Here is a 20,419-nt window from a genome sequence, read left to right as displayed (position 1 = left end):
GGTGATCTACTTTTTTGACCTCAACCATTAAGCCTATCTCCCATAGCGATGACCGCTGGGACATGGTTTGATTGTATTTGTCTAAAAAATATAACCTTATGACTCAGCAATTACCCCTCACTCTTAACTCAACTATCGCCGACCTACCATGCCATAATTATCAGGTTAGTTGGGTAACTAGAGCCGACATTGTAGCGAAAGAACTCTACCAAAATCCCGAACTACCAGGGGTATTAATTATCGACGATTCCGAATTGATCGGGATGATTTCTCGCAGCAAATTTTTAGCAAAAATACATTTACCTAATTGGGAGGAAATTTACAGCAACAATCCGATTCAGAAAATTTTAGATTTTACCCGGATTCCTCCCCTGATGTTGTCATCAGATACTCTCATTAATGAAGCGGTACAACTGGCGATGAATCGGTCTGTCAATCTGATTTATGAACCGATTGTGATTATCTGGAGTGACCATGAATTTGGGTTGATAGATTTTCGGATTCTGTGTCAATCCCAAACAGTAATTTTACAAAAATCTCGTCAAATCCTTCAACAGCAAGAACAGACGAAACAGAAGTATTTTAATCTGTTAAATCAGGAAAAACAACGGATTAATGAGGCGAATCATAATCTCAATATTGAGAAAAATATTATGAAAAAGCTATATCAAAGTCGTTTTATAGAAAGGGAAAATGCCATTAATCAACATTATCAAAAAATCCTCAAAATTTATCAAGAAATTGTCCAGACTGGTCGGCTGGTTTCTAAGGAAAGTCATCGCGAATTTCATGCAATTTTTATCGGCGCTAATTCTATTCATAAAAATTCGGAAGATTTAGAGTCAGTGATTAAAAATATTTCTAGGGATTTGGAAACTATTAATTCCGCTTCGACAATTATGGCGGAAATTGTCCAAAAAGTCCGATATCTCTCGGTACAGGCTTCGGTTTTAACTTATCAACAAAGTTCGACTAATCAAACAGTTTTAAGTAAAATTAACCTAGAAATGAATCGACTGGTTAAACAAACTCTTGATTTAAGTCAACAAATGAATAATGTTTCTAGTCATTTTAAAGTTCATATTAATAACCTGAAAGATATCGCTCATAAAGAAGACGAAGTTACCCGCAAAATGATTTTAAACACTCAACGCGCTGAAATGGCGATCGCTGAATTGGATCAACTCCTAGAAAACCCTAATCTCGGTTTAACCAATCTAATTACCAACCTATCTAATCACCATAATTAATTGAATACAGTTAATCTAGTTGGCTAGTGATTTTATGTTTCTGGAGTGTCAACTTCTTCTGTCTCCATTTCGGTGGGAGTTTCGGTGGGAGTTTCTGGAGTTTCTGGGGATAATAAATCTTCCGCATCTCTAGCCATAATCCACTCATCTAGGGGGTGACTAATAGCATCTCGCGCGGTCTTAGAAATCACTAAAATCGAGATATTTTCGGGTAAAGTTTCGGGAGGATTGGTCATTGCATAAATTGCATCACCACTAAAATCCGACTTACCCAAAACCAGGCGATGAGTAGTTTCATCTCGTAGTTGAATTTGGATCGACTCTTGAGGATCAACCAATCCATAATCCTCTAATTGTGATTTAGAAATGGTTAATTTACTAATACCGGAGTTAGGATTCGATGCAATCCTCTGGGTATTTACCAGTTGATTTAAAACGGCATTCACCCTAGCAATATTAGCGGGATATTCCATAGGTTCAAGCATTTTCCAAGGGGTGATTGCATCAGTTTCATCTTCCCCAACCCGTTCAATTTTTAAAGTGCGATCGCCTGTTTCTATAATCAGAGATTGGATCTCATCTTGAGAAATATCAAAAATCCGATCTTGTCTAGCTTGGACTTGTTGCTGTTGAGACTTTCCGCGAATTTCCACCACATAAACACCACCCGCTAATACCAAAGCAATAATCATTAAAATCCGGGTTGATTGCTGCAATTTCATAACTAAACCTCCAAAGAAATGCTATCTTATCGTCGCCGCCACCAGAGGAAAGCTGATACAGCAAATCCAATTAGCGGGAAAATCACTAACGCCATCCAACTTAACAATCGACCTAATGGGGGAGTCATCAAAATCCGACGACTGGTAACCGGTTTAACCCCGATAGATAACACTTCTTGGTCTGGTTGACTCAGCCAAACAATAGTATTCACAAATATATCCCTATTGAGTTGTTGCTCAAGCCAGCCATCAGTCGCAAATTGAGAGTTTCCTAATACTACCAGTCTGGCTTCTTGACGAATTGCTGAGGTTTCCTCAGTTTCGGTAGTTTCCGCCGTGTCTGTAGTTTCCGGGGTGGGAGTTTCTGTGGTTTCCTCAGTTTCGGTAGTTTCCGCCGTGTCTGTAGTTTCTGGGGTGGGAGTTTCTGTGGTTTCTTCTGCTTCGATAGTTTCCGCCGTGTCTGTAGTTTCTGGGGTGGGAGTTTCTGAGGTTTCCTCAGTTTCGGTAGTTTCCGCCGTGTCTGTAGTTTCCGGGGTGGGAGTTTCTGTGGTTTCTTCTGCTTCGGTAGTTTCCCCCGTGGGAGTTTCTTGCTGGTTCAAAACTCTGGTTAAAGCGACCCCCAAAGATAGAGGGCCTTCGCGATCGGTTTCCGGGTTAAATTCTAATCTTCCCTCTACTAAATTACTTTCCGCCCAACTTTGTCTATCTGTCCAAATTATGGGAGTTTCAGTAATTCCGTCTACGGGGCGAGTTTCCACAGGACGCGCTGACGGAAACAGAGATATATTATTACCAAAATCTCTAGTAATAGGATGATCGCCATATTCGCGGACAATGGGAACCGTGGGACCCAAACCCACTAATCGACCGCTACCTGTTGCGTCAATAGCAATGCGATCGTCTAATTTTACTCCCCATTTATCCAATAAATCATCTAGCCCTGGGTCAGTTTTCGGGTCTAGCATTAACAGTAAACCGCCGCCATTGTCAAGGAAATCAATTAAGGCGTTAACTTCCCCTTCAAATAGCCTTTGTTGGGGACCTGCTACGACAATCACATCTGCATTTTCAGGAATTCCTGTAGCTCCTGCTAGTAGCAGAGGTTCAACAATAAAGTTTCTTTCTTTTAAACTATCAACAGCCTGTTGAAAGCCTCCTTGTCCGGCTTGAAGTGGTCTTTGTCCGTGACCTTGGAGGAAATAAATTTGGGAAGTGCGATCGCTAAAAATTTGTTCAATACTATTAGTTAATGTAACTTCCGTTAGTGGTTGTCTTCCTTCCCGGCGAATAAGTTGGCGACGGTTTCCTGCTTCCAGATGAATTTCACCAAAATTTCTCACCCCCAATTCTTGGGCTATACCCGGCTGCATTTGTGGATCAATAAACTCGTAACTAAATAAGGCTGGGTTTTTTTCTCGGTAGCGGTCTAATAATGATTGAGTTTGAGGATTTTGGGTCGGGTCAAATACCCAAACCTTTAAAGGTTCAGGGAGGTTGGTCAGTATAGTTTGGGTTTGGGGGGCGAGGGTAAATTGTTGGTTTTCGGTTAAGTCAATGCGAACTGGGTTCCGCACTGCAATAATATTAATAGAGGTGAGAATTACCATCACGGAAACTGTTGCCAATAGGGCGTTAGTCCCGGCTTGAGTAGACCGACGATTACCTAGTCGTTTTTGTTGCGGGTCAGTTTCCAAATCACCTTTTAATACTAACCACACCCCGATAATTACCACCCCAGCGATGATTAATGCTAGGGGAACTGGTTGCCAAATTCCTGATACGAAACCCGCTGATAAACCAGCGATCGCAATCATGGGACCTAGCCAAAATGAGTATTTAAAGAGTTGCCAAATAATTCGATTTTTTTTCATAAAACCTTTTACGAACGCTGGAAGCGAAACGCATCAATAGACTGGGCGGTGAGAAACACCCCTAACACTACATAACTGCCAAACAAGACCAAACTCCTAATCTCAATAACCCCTTGTACTAAATTAGTATAATTAGAGATTAATGATAAATGGGTGAGGGCATCTCCTAGGGGTCCTCCTACCGCTTGACCAATGATATCCACAACCCATAAAAATAGCACCAAGGCAAAAGTACCGATCGCCGAAAGTAAGGTGCTATCTGTTAGGGAAGAAATAAACATTCCCAGGGATAACACACCAGCAGCCAGTGAAATTAACCCCAGATGAGATACTATCATAATTCCTGGAGACATGGGAGGGCTAGACACACTGAGGGCGATCGCCTGTAGCACAAACAGTGGCAAAATCATGGTACTATAGAAGGTGAGAACTCCTAGTAATTTTCCCGTAGCTACTCCCCAGTTAGTAATTGGAGAAGTCGCCAACAGTTCTAGGGTTCCTCGTTTGCGTTCTTCTGCATATAATCCCATTGATAACATGGGCAGCACAAACAGAGATATGGTTCCCATAAGCCTCAGAAATACTTGCAGAAACTCAAATGATAAATCAATGGGGGGTTCCGTTAAACCCATTTGATCTCTCAAAGCTACTTGTTGAATCAGTCCCTCTGGCCCTAACAGAATAGCTATAAAAAAGTATCCCGTTAGTAGCCAAAAAATTCCGGCGATCGCATAAGCCAACGGAGAGGCAAAATACCCCTGGAGTTCTTTGCGATATATGGCGATGATATTACTAAAAACGACTAGCATAGTTTCCTATTAGTTTAAGCAGAACCGGAGCCATCATCAGTTATTAATTCTCAACTGTTTCTTCTGTGTCTTCTTCTAGCTGGTCTTCTTCTAGCTGGTCTTTGGCTATGTCCTGAGAATCGGGTTTATCCTCAGAAGGCGATCGGGCGATCGTCGCTTCTTCTTGGGCGGTTAGAGTTAGGAAAACATCCTCTAAACTAGCACGAGTGCGCCGCATTTCATAAACTTTTATCCCCTCAGTCACACAGGCGGCTATCAGCTCAGGTCCGGGTTCCCTGTTATTTTCACAAACGACCTGTAACCGCTGGCGTGGTTCCGTGGGAGATGTTGTTAATAGGTCAACTATTTTCACTCCAGGAACTGCTAACAGCGAGTTTAGGGTTTCCTCCTCGATTTCTCCCTCTACTTCTATCTCATACCCTGCACCCGCCGTCAACTTCTCCATCAGATTATCGGGGGTTCCCGTCGCTACAATTTGACCCTTATTGATAATTACCACCTGGCTACAGGTCATGCTAACTTCAGGTAAAATATGGGTAGACAGGATAATCGTATGGTCTCCGGCTAGACTCTTGATTAAATTCCGCACTTCAATAATTTGGCGCGGATCTAACCCCACTGTCGGCTCATCTAACACTATCACAGGTGGGTCATGCACGATCGCCTGGGCTATTCCCACCCGCTGACGATAGCCTTTAGATAGTTTACGAATGAGACTCTGGCGGCGATCCAATATACCGCAGCGTTCCATAGCCGCTTGTACTCGTAAAGGGCGATCGCCCGCCGCCACCCGTTTAATTCGCGCCACAAAATGCAGAAAACCCTCAACCGTCATATCAGGGTATAATGGGGGTGTTTCCGGCAGGTAGCCAATTCTCTCCCGCACCGCCATTGATTGTTCGTGGACTTCATACCCAGCAATTCTAGCTGTTCCATTTGTGGCTGGTAAATAGCCTGATAAAATACGCAGGGTGGTAGTCTTTCCTGCGCCATTGGGTCCCAAAAACCCTAAGATTTCCCCCGCTTTCACAGAAAAGGATACATCCTCAATGGCTGGGGTTGTGCCATAAATTTTGCACAGATTCTCAACTTCAATCATGGGTTATGTGCTATCGGTCTGGCAATAATCATCTTCAAGATTAACTGATTTCGGGACCTTCCTGATTATTTCCTGGGTCAGTCCTCCCTTCTCCCTTGGCGTGTTGATTTTTTCGTCATGAGTATAGCCATGAAACCCCCACAGGTTTAATCTAGGCGATCGCTCCTCCCTTTGTCAACCCCTATTATTCTTTAAAGGCGACGATGTTGGTTTTAACAGTGTTTCACAATAGGTGTAGACCATCAAATTTAGCCAAATGCTATACTATCTGCCATCACCTGCGATGAGAAACTACTGACTATGACCATCGCCCCATCATCAGAACTGGGAATTACTACCCTTCCCGACCATACTCAACTCCCCGACTCCGATGGCACTTTCGTGAAAAACTTTCAGGAGCATCCCCAAAGTATCTTATTGACTGATTCCATTCTATCAACACTAGATAGTCTACACCCAGACCAGCAATATGCCATAGGTCAAGATTCTGGTATCTATTGGCGATTAACAGAACCCCTAGAACGGGGGGCGGAATGTCCAGACTGGTTTTATGTTCCCAACGTTCCCCCAACTCTTGATGGTAGGGTGAGACGTTCCTATGTATTATGGCAGGAATATATCCCCCCTTTAATTGCCATAGAATTTGTGTCGGGAGACGGTTCAGAAGAACGCGATCGCACTCCCTTATATCAAATTTCTGGAGAACGTCAAAAACCCGGTAAATTTTGGGTATATGAACAAATCATCCGCCCCCCTTTCTATGCTATCTATGAGGTACGGAAAGCCAGTGTAGAAGTCTATCACCTAATGGAAAATCACTATGAGTTAGTGGCCGCGAATGAAAGAGGTCACTATCCCATTCACCCCATGGGTGTAGAATTAGGCATTTGGCTCGGACAGTATGGCAACCTAGAATTGCCTTGGCTGCGCTGGTGGGATAGCCAGGGTAATTTGTTATTAACCGGGGATGAACGAGCAAAACTGGCGGAACAACGACTTGAACAAGCTCAGTTGCAATTACAGCAGGAACGCCAACGGGCGGAAGCTGAACGCCAACAAGCTGAACTAGAGTTACAGCAGGAACGCCAACGGGCGGAAGCTGACCACCAACGGGCGGAACGACTAGCGGAGTTTTTGCGCGCCCAGGGAATTAACCCCGAAGAACTTTAAATAAATAGAGGCGATCGCACCTACGAAGAAAAGCCTAGAGGCGATCGCTCTCCCAAATTCTCCCTATTTGAACTCTCAGGAGTTGATCATTTCATCCAAACGCGCTAAGACCTCCTGACTGTGGATGGCTGGAATCACACGCACAAAGGTTTCTCGGAGAATACCATCAGGATCAATAATAAATGAATGTCGCATCGAAAAGAAATTTAACCATGAACCATAAGCCTTGCTGACACTTCCATCAACATCAGCTAACAGCGGAAATTTTAGCCCCTCAGAGTCGCAAAACTCCGCGTGGGAGTCCACATCATCAGCACTAATCCCTAAAATTTGGGTATTTCTAGCCATATATTTCGGTAAGTCTTCCTGAAAGCGACGGGCTTCTAGCGTGCATCCTGGGGTAAAATCTTTCGGATAGAAATAGACTACTACCCACTGACCCTCGTAGTCTGATAGAGACACCTCCCCATCTCCCGTATTCGTGGGAAGCGTAAATTCTGGCGCGGGTTCATTTAGCGGCGGAAGTTGACCCCCCAAGGCTAAGACCGGACTCGCTAGGTTTAGGTTAAATAAGGCGATCGCAATTCCTAAAATGAGACTGATCAAGGTTCGGCGTAACATAACACACAGATCTAAATTTCTTTACATATATTTACATATCTCTGCCCTCACCGGACTGGCGGAACCCTAAATCTATATTTGCAGTCATGGAAGTGCGATCGCACCATATACTCCCCTAAATTCACCAACAACTCTCAAATTTGTCTCGATCTGATCCCAAACAAGCTAACATCATTAACGGAAAAATACCATTTCAAACATGACAAACATTCAACCCTTAAATGGTCAAGCATTAGTAGCAATGGTGGTTAATGGATCACCAATTGTTATCCAAGTTGATGGTGATAATGCACCCATCACCGCCGGAAACTTTGTAGAATTAGTTGAACTTGGCGTTTATGATGGTGTATCCTTCCATCGGGTAGTGCGTGAACCATTCCCCTTTGTTGTACAAGGAGGCGACCCTAACAGCGTTATTCCAGGTTTTCCCCCTAACTTATTAGGAACTGGTGGATTTATTGACCCAGCTACAGGACAAGTCCGCAATGTTCCCCTGGAAATTATACCAGAAGGTGCTACCGAACCTATCTACAGCCAAACCTTTCAACAAGCCGGAATTACAGTTCCTCCCGTATTAAGAAATGTCCAGGGTTCGATCGCTATGGCGCGGTCAGGTAATGACCCGGACTCAGCCTCTTCTCAATTTTACTTTAACTTAGTTGACTCTCCCGGCTTAGATGGTGATTATGCCGTTTTTGGTATGGTAATGCAAGGGTTTGATGTCATTGACCAAATTCAACAAGGCGATCGCATTCAAGACGCGGAAGTTTTTGCTGGGATTTTACCAACTCGCACCTCTAATCTAATCACTGATGTACCACTTTTAAATGGTTTCATTAACACTCTTAACCGCGCCAGCTTACCCTTATCTTATGCCTTTCCAAGGGATTTGGATGCTGATAATGTCATCGAAATTACCCAGGAAATTAGCCAACAAAACCCTAAAGGAGTTTTCGCCGGGGGTGGTAATGATTTAGTGATTGGCTCAGAAATTGATGATGTAATTAATGGCAACCAGGGTAATGATACCATCTATGGCGGCGCTGGTAATGACCTGATTTGGGGTGGTCAAGGTGATGACCTCCTCTTTGGTAATGATGGTAATGATATCATCAACGGAAATCGGGGAAATGACACTATCTATGGCGGCGCTGGTGATGACTTTATTCGCGGTGGACAGGGTGATGATTACTTGTCTGGAGATGCTGGAAATGATATTCTCATTGGTGATTTGGGTGCTGATACCCTCGTCGGTGGTGAGGGTGCTGATACTTTTGTTTTAACCCATGCTGATGCTACCATTGATCAGGCTGATCTGATTCTCGATTTTAACCTCGCTGAAGGCGATCGCATTGCGGTAGTCGGCGATATTGACCCATCAGTATTAATCCTTAATTCAGTGGGTAATGATACTCATATCCTTCTCCCAGAGGGGGGTATTTTCGGAGTCGTTCAAAATGCACAACCTGATCTAGTTAGACAAGGACTATTTACCCTCTCACCCCAAGATTTAGCCCTGACTATTGGCTAATTTCTTACCCTAGGGAACTGTATTTTTATCTTATCAGTCTAGTTCCCTAGATTACTAAATACTATTACCTACCCTTCCTCACCAGTTAAAACTATGTCACCATTATCTTTAATTCCTCTGGCGATCGCTTGTATTTCTGTTTGGGTCAGCCTCAGTCACCACGGACACTGGTTTGATGAACTTCCCCGCCTTCTCGCCGCCGTCATCGCCACTATATCATCAATGTGGTTTTTTGTGATTATTCCCTGGCCGGTTAAACTTAGTCTAATTCTGTTAACCTTAATTGTCGGTAACTTTTTGCTCAAAAAACAACTAGGTCTTAGATAGCAATAAATACTCAATCAATATCGCATCTTTTCCCGTCCCGTCAAAAATTCGACAACAGCAATAGCGCCCTAACTCATTCCCCAGGGACATCCTCTCGTTGATTTAGACTATCTGGAGGTGAACTGAAACCATATCCAGTTGCATTGCTCCCATCGTCGCTATCTGAGGAAATATAAGGAACCTTTGTGGGCGCTACTACCGCGTTTTGACGAAACAGAGTTTAGAGTGAACAGCTTAGAATACCTCCTGGTTGACCGAGTGATTCCCTCGAATAAATCTAGTTTGGCTGGAGTTACATCGAAACTAACAAAGTTAAGTGCATAGCTCCCATCGAAAAAGTAGAGGAAATATCAGAACCCTATAGAGGGGCTGCTCTCAAACATGACAGACTCGAAATGAAACAGTGTTTTACCTCCTGATTTTCACTACATTGGCGATGAACAAGTTTGGATTCGTTCTAGTCCTCCTTTTAGATATAAAACCGACAGATTGAACATCGCTTTTGGTATCTGTCAAAGAAGCCTGTTTGACTTCAATTACTACTTTAGCACTATTAAATATAAGTGCAAGCATATTAAACCAAACTTAACAATTTAATGAGTGACACAATCTAAATATATTAAATTTCGTTAAAAATATTCTCTATTTTCCTGGGTATAGTATCCTGTGTCTTTTTGTCTGTAGGGGTTTGACAAGATTTTACTTAATAAAGTTGACCATTTTTGAGAAACCATTGTATTGACACGGAATCTGGTATAATGAGTTGTTTGTCTATAAATAAATGGCTAAATTTAGCGGGCAAATGTAAAGAGAATGTTACAATAGGGGGATTAATCCTAAGCCGAATCTAATGATGCACCCGCTGGACCAGGAAATCGAAGCAACTCGGAAGCAAATTTTAGCCCTAGAAAGGGAAAAAACCCAGATCCAGATTCACGCATAGGCAAATCACCCCAGAAATCACGCCAGAGAATAGCTCTCCAGAAGCGATCGCCATAGCCTACCGAAACCATGCGCGAGAAACCGCCCACCAGTCAGCAGAGGTCAAAGGTATAGAAGATGCGATCGCCGCCCTAAAAATCCACCTGCGCCATAAACAACAGCAATTAGAACAATTGAGACGCAGCCAGCCTACAGAAGAACAACTAGAAGAAAGCCGCCAGCAAGCGAAACTACACGCCGATCGCATAAACCAACTATCCAGGGAACTCCAAGCGGAAGCGAAAGCCCTGAAAGCGATCGCCGATGAAATCACCCCCCTCTACTGGCAGGTGTACCATAAGCCCTTTATTACCGGATTTAGCAATATTTCCGTCCCCCAGGTGCGTTCTGATGGGGATGTTTGGACAATTCTCAATAAACTTGTCTGAAGTCCCAAATCTATGGTAATGGTATACGATGAATACTACCCCCCTTTTGTTAAAGGTTAAGCGATCGCAGCCACTATGGAATCCGTAGACTTCCTAACTTCCCTCAACTCATCCCAACGCCAAGCCGTCGAACACTTCTGCGGTCCAATGTTAGTAGTTGCTGGCGCAGGTTCCGGTAAAACTCGCGCCCTCACCTATCGGGTAGCCAACCTGATCGACAATCATAAAGTCAACCCCGAAAATATCCTAGCCGTCACCTTCACCAACAAAGCCGCTAGAGAAATCAAAAACCGGATCGAGTCAATTTTTGCCCAACAGCAAGCCCAAAAACAATACCAGAAACCCCTATCAGCCTTAGAACCCGCTACCCAAACTCAACTGCGATCGCAAATTTACCGGAAACTCACCAAACATCTATGGATGGGAACCTTCCATAGCCTCTGTGCGCGGATTCTTCGCTACGATATCAACAAATACCAAGATGAAAAGGGCCGTCAGTGGAAACCTAACTTCTCAATTTTTGATGAGTCAGACGCACTAGCCCTAGTTAAGCAAATCGTCACCAAAACCCTCAACCTAGACGACAAAAAATTCGACCCCCGCAAAACTCGCTATAAAATCAGTAACGCCAAAAACCTGGGATTGTCTCCCCAACAATACCTACAGGAGAACCCCGACTATCAGGGGCGAGTAACTTCGGAAGTCTATAGTTTATATCAAGATGCCCTCGCAGCTAATAACGCCCTAGACTTTGACGACCTAATTCTCGTCCCCGTCGCCTTATTTCGCCAAAACGAACAAGTTTTAGCCTACTGGCATCAAAAATTTTGCCATATTCTAGTTGACGAATATCAAGACACTAACCGCACCCAGTATGACCTGATTCGCCTATTAACAACCAATGGAGAAGCACCGCCATCTTTTCACAATTGGCAGAATCGGTCTATTTTTGTGGTGGGGGATGTAGATCAGTCTATTTATTCCTTCCGAATGGCAGACTATCGGATTATGCTGGAATTTCAACAAGATTTTGGCGATGGTTTACCGGATGATGACAGCCGCACGTTAATTAAACTAGAAGAAAACTACCGATCGCGAGAAAACATCCTAGAAGTAGCCAACCATCTCATTCAAAATAACACCACCCGCATTGACAAAATTCTGCGCCCTACGCGATCGCCTGGTGTTCCGGTCTGCTGTCATAAAGCCGATGACGAAATGGCAGAGGCTAACTTTGTAGTTGATAATATCAGAACCATTATCAACCAAAACCCCGAAATCGGCTTCGGTAGTTTTGCCATTCTCTATCGCACCAACGCCCAATCTCGACCCTTTGAGGATGTATTACTGCGTGAAAATATACGTTATAACATTGTCGGCGGGCTAAAGTTCTACGATCGCCGAGAAATTAAAGATGCCATATCTTATCTTCGCGTTATTGCGAACCCCGCTGATAGCGTCAGTTTGCAAAGGGTGATTAATGTACCTCGGCGCGGTATTGGTCGCACTACCATAGACGGCTTAAATAATGCCGCCCAACAGTTAGGGGTTCCCCTCTGGGAAATTATTAGTGATCAAGACTCCGTTAATACTATTAGCGGACGCGCCGCCAAATCTGTTAATCGCTTCGCCCAAATGATTCAATCTTGGCGCGCGCGCCTAGAAACTACCACCGCCCTCGAAATTTTAGATGGCATTCTGGAAGACTCTGGCTATTCCCAAGACCTCAAACAACAAGGCACTGATGAAGCAGATAACCGCCTAGATAACTTGCGGGAACTCTGTAACGCCGTTTCCCAATTTCAGGAAGAACAGGAAGATACCAGTTTACAGGCTTTTTTAGCCAGTGCATCCCTATCCTCAGATTTAGATAATCTTCAGGAAGGAGAAGAAGCCGTTTCTCTGATGACCCTACACTCCGCTAAGGGGTTAGAATTTCCCATTGTCTTCCTAGTGGGTTTGGAAGAGGGACTATTTCCCAACTTCCGCAGTATTAACGACCCTCTCAGTTTAGAAGAAGAACGGCGACTTTGCTATGTAGGCATCACCCGCGCCCAGGAACAGTTATTTATTACCCACGCCAGGGAAAGGCGTTTGTGGGGGTATCGCGAACCTTGTGTTCCTTCCATGTTCCTAGGCGAATTACCACCAGACCTAGTGCAGGGATATAAACCTTTGACCCGTCGCCAAGCAGCCAAAACCACCACCAAGAATAAAAAAGCCAAGGGGACTACCAAGAAAAGTCCCCAAGAGTGGAATGTGGGCGATCGCGTTTTACACCGCAGTTTTGGTGTTGGTCAAATCACCCACATTTTCGGAGATAAGCAAGGTAAGCTATCTATAGCCGTTAAATTTCAGGGTTCTAGCCCCAAAATTCTTAATCCTAGTGTAGTACCTTTAGAGTCCCTAGATTAGGCCTAGAATATGCCCAGAATATTCCATATACTGCGGGTATACACATAACCCACCCCTAGCATCACCCCTACTTCCGTAGTCTCTCTGATGTAGCCTACATTAAAGCGACCCGTCAAGATGAAACTGTAGGAAATTGGTACGTCAACACCCGTCATAAACAGGGGACCGAAGCTAAAATCGCTATTGAATAGGTCCGCATAAATGATGCCAGCACCTATAAACGGAGAGGCAACTATACCCCCTGTATCTACCCGCATGGGGAAGCTATAGGTCAAAGCCGTGACACTAGCACCCTCACCAATAAGCACGCCGCCAGTGTGCAAAGATAGATTCTCAGAATATCCCGCTTTACTTAAAGTGCCGCCGCCTCCCTTACCCAAACCAGAAGCATTCCCGGTAACGCCAATATTACCCCCAACCGCAAAATAGCTGAAGTGGTTACTCAAGCGGCGGTTATTCCGGTCAGCCGCGCGGCGAGGATTATCCTGCCAGGATTGAGCTATGATATCATCCCCTAAGATATCATCCCCCAAGGCTATCTCTTCAGCAATGCGCCATTGTGGTTGTATGGCTACCACATTTAAATCAATTGCATCGGTAGAAGGGCTATTTTCGTTGATTTCTGACAGATACTGAGGAGTTTCTTGGCTATTAGTATTAACTAATTCCGCGATGGTTTCAACTTCTGGGTTAGTATTAACTACTTCCGCAATGGTTTCAACTTCTGGGTTAGTATTAACTAATTCCGCAATGGTTTCAACTTCTGGGTTAGTATTAACTAATTCCGCGATGGTTTCAGGAACTGCTAATTGAGATTCTAAGTCTTGGGCTAAACTCAATAAATTTTTGTTAACTGGTGTTTCCTCTGATTCCTGAAAGTCTTTAATAGTCCCCGCCGCCAAAACTTGACTACCGCTCAAGGCTACGATCGCAAAACAAGCAAGAGCAACCGACTGTTTAAAAATGGTCATACTGGCCCCTCACAACATTCAGCTAGGAATAACGGAATCATACACCATCTTGCCAGGAAGGGAGAACCAAAATATATTTTTCTTATTAATTCTGGACTCTCCCCTCTCGCAGATTAACAGTCAGCCCACCATAACTTTAGTCAAATCTATCATTAAAGGTGCGGATATGTTCTGCCAACTTTTGAGAAATTTCTGGGTTATAAATCCTGAGATAATTCCAGTAATTTCCAAACACAGATTTCACATAACCATAGGTTTCAGGATAGGGGATTTTATCGATAAAGTCATCAGGATCATTAAAGCCAAACCGCCTTACCCAATTAGCTACCGCACCCGGACCGGCATTATAACTCGCCACAGCCAACAGTGAATTATTGTTATATTCTCGGTGGGTAAAATCAAAGTAATAAGTTCCCAAATTTACATTATCTTCAACATCTTCTAAAGAGTAGTTAGTCAGTTGAATTTTCTGGGCTACTTCTGCCCCGGTTTCGGGCATTACCTGCATTAATCCAGTCGCGCCAACCACTGACTTAATTGAAGGCATAAACCGCGACTCCTGGCGAATTAGAGCGGTAACCAAGACTGGATTTAGTTGGCGTTTATTTGACCAACTCACAATAGTTTCTAGGAAAGGAAAAGGATATAAAGACTCCCAATAACCCGGTTTTTGCTTCAAAGCCAGATATTCCTGATGTTCTTCGGGGTCATTCCGACGGCTAAGGCTGGAAATCATCCACAGTCCATCTAAGTTGTCACCGACGGCAATTCGCATTAAACCATCAGTATATTGTTGGGCGACAGAAGGCTGCTGACGATAATTACTAAATTCGACCTGCCACAAATTCCAGGCATCCTGACCGCGCCCTAGGCGATATAATTCCCTTACTGCCTCGGAACCTGCGGGCGGAATAGGTAGCTGTTCTAAGTGTTCCACATGGGGAGAGAGGGGGCGCACAGTGGTAAAATCTCCCACTGGCCAACCCAAAAACACGGCAGCCCGCCAAGCATAATAAGATTCAGGATATCTGGCTAACAGATATTCAAAAGCCTTGGTGGCATCTTGTGAATTCCCCTGCTGTCGCGCCCACCTTCCCAGCATAAAGGTAGCTTGCGGCGCTAACTCACTATCGGGGTTTTTGGTAATTAACTGTCGTGCCCATTCTGAAGCCAGATCCAGTCTTCCGGCTGTAGCACCCTGTTGGGCGAGAGTCCAACGCAACTGGGCGGCGGGTTCGGAATCACTATATTGACTTAGCAATAACTGACGACTCTGAGAAGCTGTCTCGGTAGATCTGAGTTTATCAAGCACATTAGCGCGCTCTAACAGGGCCTCGGCGGCATGATTAGGGAAATTGTCTACTACTTGATTAAGCAGGGGTAGGGCTTCTCTAGGCTCGACTAACCGCGCCAGTCTAATCCTTCCTAAGCCGGCATCTTCACCCCCAGGATCGGTTTGGGTGGGGAATGCGGCAATTAACTCTTGATAGGCGCGACGTGATTCGGGAATTTTGCCACTTAACCATAGTCCCCTGGCGTGTCGATACATATTTCTAGGGGTTTTTGGGGCTTTGGAATAGGCGATCGCCCCTTGAGCATAATCCATCTTCTCCCAATAGCCAAAGGCAATATTTTCCCAATCCTCTGGGGTAAGTTGTTGTTGATAATTCTGAGTTAACTTGGCTAAATAAGTGCCATATTCGGGTAGATGAATACCATGTTGGGCAATTAATAGCAATAATGGGAATTGATCGGGATTCTCTCTCAGGAGGGTTCTGGCAATTTCTACGGTCTGCGGGTGGGCGGGAAATTCAGCGATCGCCCTATCCCAATATTCCCGATTAGTTTCGCCTAAAGCATATAACCCCATGACCACGACGGGATCTTCTGGGTGGCCATCCACTAAGGCCTTCCATGACTGTGAGGCTAATCGTGTATCTCCAAGCTGTTCATAAGCCAAAGCCCGCATTTTCAGGATATGACCCGCTAAGACACGATAACTCCTCTCTAATCCATCTAACTTTTCGAGGGCGGCTTCTGGCTGTCCGGCTTCTAATAAATCCGCGGCTAGTAAAAATCTAGCGCGATCGCGATTTTCGGAGGTAGTTCTAGTGGTGGCAATTTCTTCTAATTCCTGGCGGCGGGATGCTGGAGACAACACCGCCAAACTCATCACAGCTTCTGAAGGCTGGGAAACTTCCGACATTTCCCCGGTCCGAGAAGACCAAATTTTTGGTAATTGCATCATCGGGAAAAATATTCCCACCAACAATGCTGCCACAGCAGCCACAACATACAGCGAAACTTGGGTAACTTTTCCCTTTAACATAATTCTTGAATCGGTAAGTTGTTTTACTTAAAACTTAATTCACCCGACAGAGTATCCATCGCAATGATATGGGAGGGTTATGTATCGGAAAGACATCTCTACCCTGACTCCAATTTTCAAACCAACCCGTTGGAGGCCAGGATTCGGAGGGGAGGTGCGATCGCTCATACTCATACACCGACTCATCGGATAATACCTCTAATGGTAAACCGGCCATGATCGAATTTAACTCCGATCGCGTGATTAAATAAGACCATTGCACCTGGGAAAGTTCCCGCGCCCGGTTATCAGGTTCGTAACCTGGCTCTGTTAAAAATGTGTTAAACAACAACAGCCCCCCCGGTCTGATAGCATTACACATTCTCGCTAACAGGGTTCGCACATCCTGATTATTCCGAAAATGGGAAATCACCTCCGACACCAACACTAATTGATAGCTTTTCTGGGGTAATTGCAGAGACGGGTTCAAAATATTACTTTGGATAACCCGCACCGGTAATTGGTTCTCCTGGGCTTCTTTCGCGATAATTTGGGCAAATTCTGGAGTTAATTCTACGGCATCTACAGGATGTCCCCGCCTCGCTAAAGCTAAGGTATTGCGACCTACCCCAGCCCCTACGTCAAGAATGGGGGCGTTGGAGGGGGGGTTAAACTCTTTTACCACATCCATCAGTTTAGCGTCAGCATGAGAGCCAAACAAGGGTCCCTGGCGACTGGTTAACCACCGTTGATACTTCTGTTCGACTGATAGAATTTCTGTGAATACGCTTAATTTTAAGCCGCTGGTGAGTCCTTGGGTGGGGTCTGGCGGCTCGTATTTAAAAATTATCCGAGAATGGGGTGATTGATTGTAGCCTTCTCCTAGTTTCCGCGCTACTAATTCCCGCAGGGCTGTCATTTCTTCCTGGGTGAATGTCTGTCCTAGGGATTTTAAAATTCGATCAAACTGGTCCATGTATTCGTCTATCATGGACGGGATACAGGGTAGGCTCATTTGACCGCTGGCTGCTGTGAGTCGCTTTACCTTTAATGAAATGGCGTTTGATAAAATGGCGTTGTTCATATTTTGGCGATCGCTCAGAGATATCGGCTTGTTTGCTACCACCGGTCAAGTATCCTCAATATACAGATTAAGTGCATTTCTGCTAATTTAACAAAAATCTGCCCATAATTTGGTTAGTTCCGGCTATCACGTAAAACTCCTGGGAGGGTTGGAAGCTCCGTGATTTATCGCGGAGAGGAAAACCGACTCAAGCGGATGACCGCCGCCAGCACCCCCTTGCGGGGTGGAGGGGTATGGTTGCCCCTCCATGGAGCTATGGTTGGCTCCGACTCCCTTGCGGGGTAATGTTTGCGCTTGCGCTAACGCGCACGCTGCGCGAACGCCAATGTTCAGAGTCGGTACTATCCAAATCGCACGTCCTTAACCCCTTAGAGATGTTTAACGATTCGGTTCATGAGCCTGGAACTAGCACGCATTCCAGGGTAAGAACTTTAACTCTTGCTCTGAACGTAGCCAGTTAAGGCTATAGCTGGTCAGCTACCTGAAAGGGGGGCACGAAGCCCCTGTGCTTCAGCCGGGGGTGCTGACATTTAAAATTACCTGGTTTGTGCCTACGGATGATGTATGACCACAGTATATGCTCATCTGTATTTAAAAATATGCGAAAATTAGCCCTAACTATGGCGATCGCCTGCTTATTCTGCCAGCATGGTAGTGTTCCCTGATACATTTACGCGACATTTATCCGGCTATTGCCGGACAATGCGACGATAGCACTATTACCCGTTAAGGTAACAGAGGCGGTATCCCGCAAAGCTTTTAGAAAGATTCCAAAAGCACCGTTCCAGTCCCTGGGTAGAGTGAACCCGCACTCCGGACATCGGAACACTTTTGAGCCACCTAGCTGGGAATGCACATGACCACAGTGAGTACAGGTTTTGCTGGTGTATTCTTCCGTCACATCTACAACTGTGGTTCCAGTTATTTCCCCTTGATGTCTCAGGGTTAGTTTGAATCGATAATGCGCCCATGTCAGCATGGCTCGGGCAGTCTTAGACCTGATTAGACGCTTCACCTTGGCAACCATATCGGAAGTCTCGAAGGTGGGCAAAAAAATTAGGCTGTAGTTGTGAGTCAAGTAGTGAGCAATTTGTTTGTGGGCTTCATCAACTAGATTGCGGATTTTGGTTCTCATTCGTTGAGCCGCTTGCCTCATCCGTCGCCTCCTTGAACGACAGGGTTCCTTGGCGATTCGGCTCATCAAATCATCCAAATGTTGACATAGCCTAGTAATGCGTCCAATATCCCCGGAGCCCAATTCCATAAACCGAGAGCCATCAAACCCAGTTATGAAAGTTCGCACACCCGGGTCTAATGCAATTACGCCATTCGCTTCAGTTGGGGTAACGGCAACTGGTTCAGGGAAAATCGCCAACCATCGACCTTTGGTAAACACCAACTGAGTCCCTTGCCCGCAAGTTTTAGGGATGGGTTCGGAAACCATGAAAGTTAATCCTTTCGTTAGTCTTGGATACCAACTCCCTGAAGAGAAATTAGCATCGTTAAACTTGATGGCTTGAGAACTATCCCGACAGCTCCTAAACCTGGCGCCTGGACTGGCTGAAAAGGCGAGATAGGCATCAAAGATGGCATTTTGCCGAATGTGGCAGGGTGTTTCTTTGACCCATTCGGGTAAGTCACTCTGCATCACTTCGTTGCGTAATTTCAGTTTGCTTAGTCGTTTACCACTCCTAGATAATGCAATTGCTTGGTTGTAGCAATACCGACAAGCAGCCAACCATTTGCGCCAGACTTGATTTAGCTCCGGGCTGGGGTAAATCCGGATCTTCTTTGACCTGAGTTTTGTATTTACGCACTCCGTATAATCGGGAACTGAAGCAGTGGAGGATGGCGAGGATGTCCTCAACCATTTCTGGTTCTGGACTGAGACTTGTCTGGTTGAGAACCATGAGTGAACACCTGTTTTGCTCACAGAGCCATCGAAACAAGTCAAATCCCCATATTGCCAATCGGTCTTGGTGGGCAACGACAACCATGCGGACATCTCCTGACAAATGATGTCCCAGTAAGGCCAGCATTTTCTTTCCCTTGAAGTTGAGCCCGCCTCGGATTTCTGAGACGACTTCTGCTTCGGGGTAGAGGTTGGACAGTGCGGCCACCTGTCGGTTGAGGTCGGACTGCTGGGCGCGGCTACTAACTCTGGCATAGATAACGACTTGGCGTTTGTCACTGCCTGATATGGAATCAGAATATGACTCAACGTTGTATCGTCGTTGCCCAGCGGGGGTTCTGATGGTGTCGATTGAGCCATTGGAGTCCCATCTGCGGAGTGTTCTTTCATGGACTCGAAGGATTTGGGCCGCTTCCTTGGGTTTGACATATCTGGCAATAGGTTTATCCTCAACCCTTCTCGCTTATTATACCGTATTGCCCTAAAATATTAACCTAATTTGAGATTAAATCATGCTCCCTCCGGTCAACCTGAGCAAGTTACTGATACATTTACGCGACATTTTTCCGGTTGTTCCCGGACAATGCGACGATAGCACTATTACCCGTTAAGGTAACAGAGGCGGTATCCCGCAAAGCTTTTAGAAAGATTCCAAAAGCACCGTTCCAGTCCCGTGGTAGAGTGAACCCGCACTCAGGACATCGGAACACTTTTGAGCCACCTAGCTGGGAATGGACATGACCACAGTGAGTACAGGTTTTGCTGGTGTATTCTTCGGTCACATCTACAACTGTTCAGTTATTTCCGCGCTTATGTCTCAGGGTTAGTTTGAATCGATAATGCGCCCATGTCAGCATGGCGCGGGCAGTCTTAGACCTGATTAGACGCTTCACCTTGGCAACCATATTGGAAGTCTCGAAGGGGGGCAAAAAAATCAGGCTGTGTTATGGGATGGCCAG

17 protein-coding genes and 1 pseudogene are annotated in these 20,419 nt (G+C 45.1%); 6 read left to right on the top strand and 12 right to left on the bottom strand.

The window, feature by feature from the left end; all coding sequences use genetic code 11:
* Positions 1-98 precede the first annotated feature (98 nt).
* Positions 99-1,250, top strand: coding sequence for a CBS domain-containing protein (locus HFV01_RS05240; RefSeq protein WP_006669377.1), 1,152 nt, complete (start codon positions 99-101; stop codon positions 1,248-1,250).
* Between the two features lie 32 nt (positions 1,251-1,282).
* Here the strand turns inward: HFV01_RS05240 and HFV01_RS05235 are convergent, their stop codons facing one another.
* The 4 genes from HFV01_RS05235 to HFV01_RS05220 are packed head-to-tail and all read right to left on the bottom strand — an operon-like array spanning position 1,283 to position 5,751.
* Positions 1,283-1,972 carry a DUF4340 domain-containing protein gene (locus HFV01_RS05235; RefSeq protein WP_006669376.1) on the bottom strand — a complete coding sequence of 230 codons (690 nt, stop codon included), beginning with the start codon at positions 1,970-1,972 and terminating at the stop codon, positions 1,283-1,285.
* A gap of 26 nt (positions 1,973-1,998) precedes the next feature.
* On the bottom strand, positions 1,999-3,843 hold the full coding sequence (locus HFV01_RS05230) for a GldG family protein (RefSeq protein ID WP_006669375.1): 1,845 nt from the start codon (positions 3,841-3,843) through the stop codon (positions 1,999-2,001).
* Between the two features lie 8 nt (positions 3,844-3,851).
* Positions 3,852-4,652 carry an ABC transporter permease gene (locus HFV01_RS05225; protein ID WP_006669374.1) on the bottom strand — a complete coding sequence of 267 codons (801 nt, stop codon included), beginning with the start codon at positions 4,650-4,652 and terminating at the stop codon, positions 3,852-3,854.
* Positions 4,653-4,695: 43 nt separating this feature from the next.
* Complete coding sequence (locus HFV01_RS05220) at positions 4,696-5,751, bottom strand: ABC transporter ATP-binding protein (RefSeq protein ID WP_008053110.1); 1,056 nt, start codon at positions 5,749-5,751, stop codon at positions 4,696-4,698.
* A gap of 300 nt (positions 5,752-6,051) precedes the next feature.
* Between HFV01_RS05220 and HFV01_RS05215 the strand changes: the two genes are divergently transcribed.
* On the top strand, positions 6,052-6,921 hold the full coding sequence (locus HFV01_RS05215) for a Uma2 family endonuclease (RefSeq protein WP_006624055.1): 870 nt from the start codon (positions 6,052-6,054) through the stop codon (positions 6,919-6,921).
* 75 nt (positions 6,922-6,996) lie between these two features.
* On the opposite strand, the gene HFV01_RS05210 is transcribed toward HFV01_RS05215, so the two are convergent.
* Entirely contained in the window at positions 6,997-7,542 is a 546-nt protein-coding gene (locus HFV01_RS05210) for a peroxiredoxin (protein WP_006669372.1), read from the bottom strand.
* Between the two features lie 199 nt (positions 7,543-7,741).
* On the opposite strand from HFV01_RS05210, the gene HFV01_RS05205 reads away from it, so the two are divergent.
* Positions 7,742-9,073, top strand: a complete 1,332-nt coding sequence (locus HFV01_RS05205) for a peptidylprolyl isomerase (RefSeq protein ID WP_006669371.1) — start codon at positions 7,742-7,744, stop codon at positions 9,071-9,073.
* 93 nt (positions 9,074-9,166) lie between these two features.
* Positions 9,167-9,400: a hypothetical protein gene (locus tag HFV01_RS05200; protein ID WP_006624052.1), complete on the top strand. Its 234-nt coding sequence runs from the start codon at positions 9,167-9,169 to the stop codon at positions 9,398-9,400.
* Positions 9,401-10,236: 836 nt separating this feature from the next.
* Here HFV01_RS05200 and HFV01_RS05195 read toward each other — a convergent pair.
* Positions 10,237-10,413, bottom strand: a complete 177-nt coding sequence (locus HFV01_RS05195; RefSeq protein WP_160162553.1) for a hypothetical protein — start codon at positions 10,411-10,413, stop codon at positions 10,237-10,239.
* A 102-nt stretch (positions 10,414-10,515) separates the two neighbouring features.
* On the opposite strand from HFV01_RS05195, the gene HFV01_RS05190 reads away from it, so the two are divergent.
* Together HFV01_RS05190 and pcrA are read left to right on the top strand one after the other, a co-directional pair.
* Positions 10,516-10,770, top strand: a complete 255-nt coding sequence (locus HFV01_RS05190) for a hypothetical protein (protein ID WP_006624051.1) — start codon at positions 10,516-10,518, stop codon at positions 10,768-10,770.
* A gap of 75 nt (positions 10,771-10,845) precedes the next feature.
* Positions 10,846-13,185, top strand: a complete 2,340-nt coding sequence (gene pcrA, locus HFV01_RS05185) for a DNA helicase PcrA (RefSeq protein ID WP_008053116.1) — start codon at positions 10,846-10,848, stop codon at positions 13,183-13,185.
* Between the two features lie 2 nt (positions 13,186-13,187).
* Here pcrA and HFV01_RS05180 read toward each other — a convergent pair whose 3' ends face one another.
* The 6 genes and pseudogenes from HFV01_RS05180 to HFV01_RS05155 all read right to left on the bottom strand — a co-directional run.
* The gene (locus HFV01_RS05180; RefSeq protein WP_193520891.1) at positions 13,188-14,156 is read right to left on the bottom strand and encodes a hypothetical protein; all 969 of its coding nucleotides are present in this window, start codon (positions 14,154-14,156) and stop codon (positions 13,188-13,190) included.
* 136 nt (positions 14,157-14,292) lie between these two features.
* A complete protein-coding gene (locus tag HFV01_RS05175) occupies positions 14,293-16,485 on the bottom strand; it encodes a lytic transglycosylase domain-containing protein (RefSeq protein ID WP_006624048.1) in 2,193 nt (730 codons plus the stop codon).
* A gap of 34 nt (positions 16,486-16,519) precedes the next feature.
* Positions 16,520-17,590 carry a class I SAM-dependent methyltransferase gene (locus HFV01_RS05170; RefSeq protein WP_193520890.1) on the bottom strand — a complete coding sequence of 357 codons (1,071 nt, stop codon included), beginning with the start codon at positions 17,588-17,590 and terminating at the stop codon, positions 16,520-16,522.
* A 628-nt stretch (positions 17,591-18,218) separates the two neighbouring features.
* Positions 18,219-19,328, bottom strand: coding sequence for an RNA-guided endonuclease InsQ/TnpB family protein (locus HFV01_RS05165; RefSeq protein WP_318286275.1), 1,110 nt, complete (start codon positions 19,326-19,328; stop codon positions 18,219-18,221).
* Entirely contained in the window at positions 19,240-19,899 is a 660-nt protein-coding gene (locus HFV01_RS05160) for an IS607 family transposase (protein ID WP_193521262.1), read from the bottom strand. Before HFV01_RS05160 ends, HFV01_RS05165 begins: the two co-directional genes overlap by 89 nt.
* 112 nt (positions 19,900-20,011) lie before the next feature.
* Positions 20,012-20,404 (bottom strand): annotated as a pseudogene (locus HFV01_RS05155) (zinc ribbon domain-containing protein); the annotation flags it as partial.
* Positions 20,405-20,419 lie beyond the last annotated feature (15 nt).

This window comes from Limnospira fusiformis SAG 85.79 (assembly GCF_012516315.1).
GTDB lineage: Bacteria > Cyanobacteriota > Cyanobacteriia > Cyanobacteriales > Microcoleaceae > Limnospira > Limnospira fusiformis.
The sequence above is the reverse complement of the archived record's forward strand: the minus strand, read 5'-3'. Positions and strand labels throughout refer to the sequence as shown.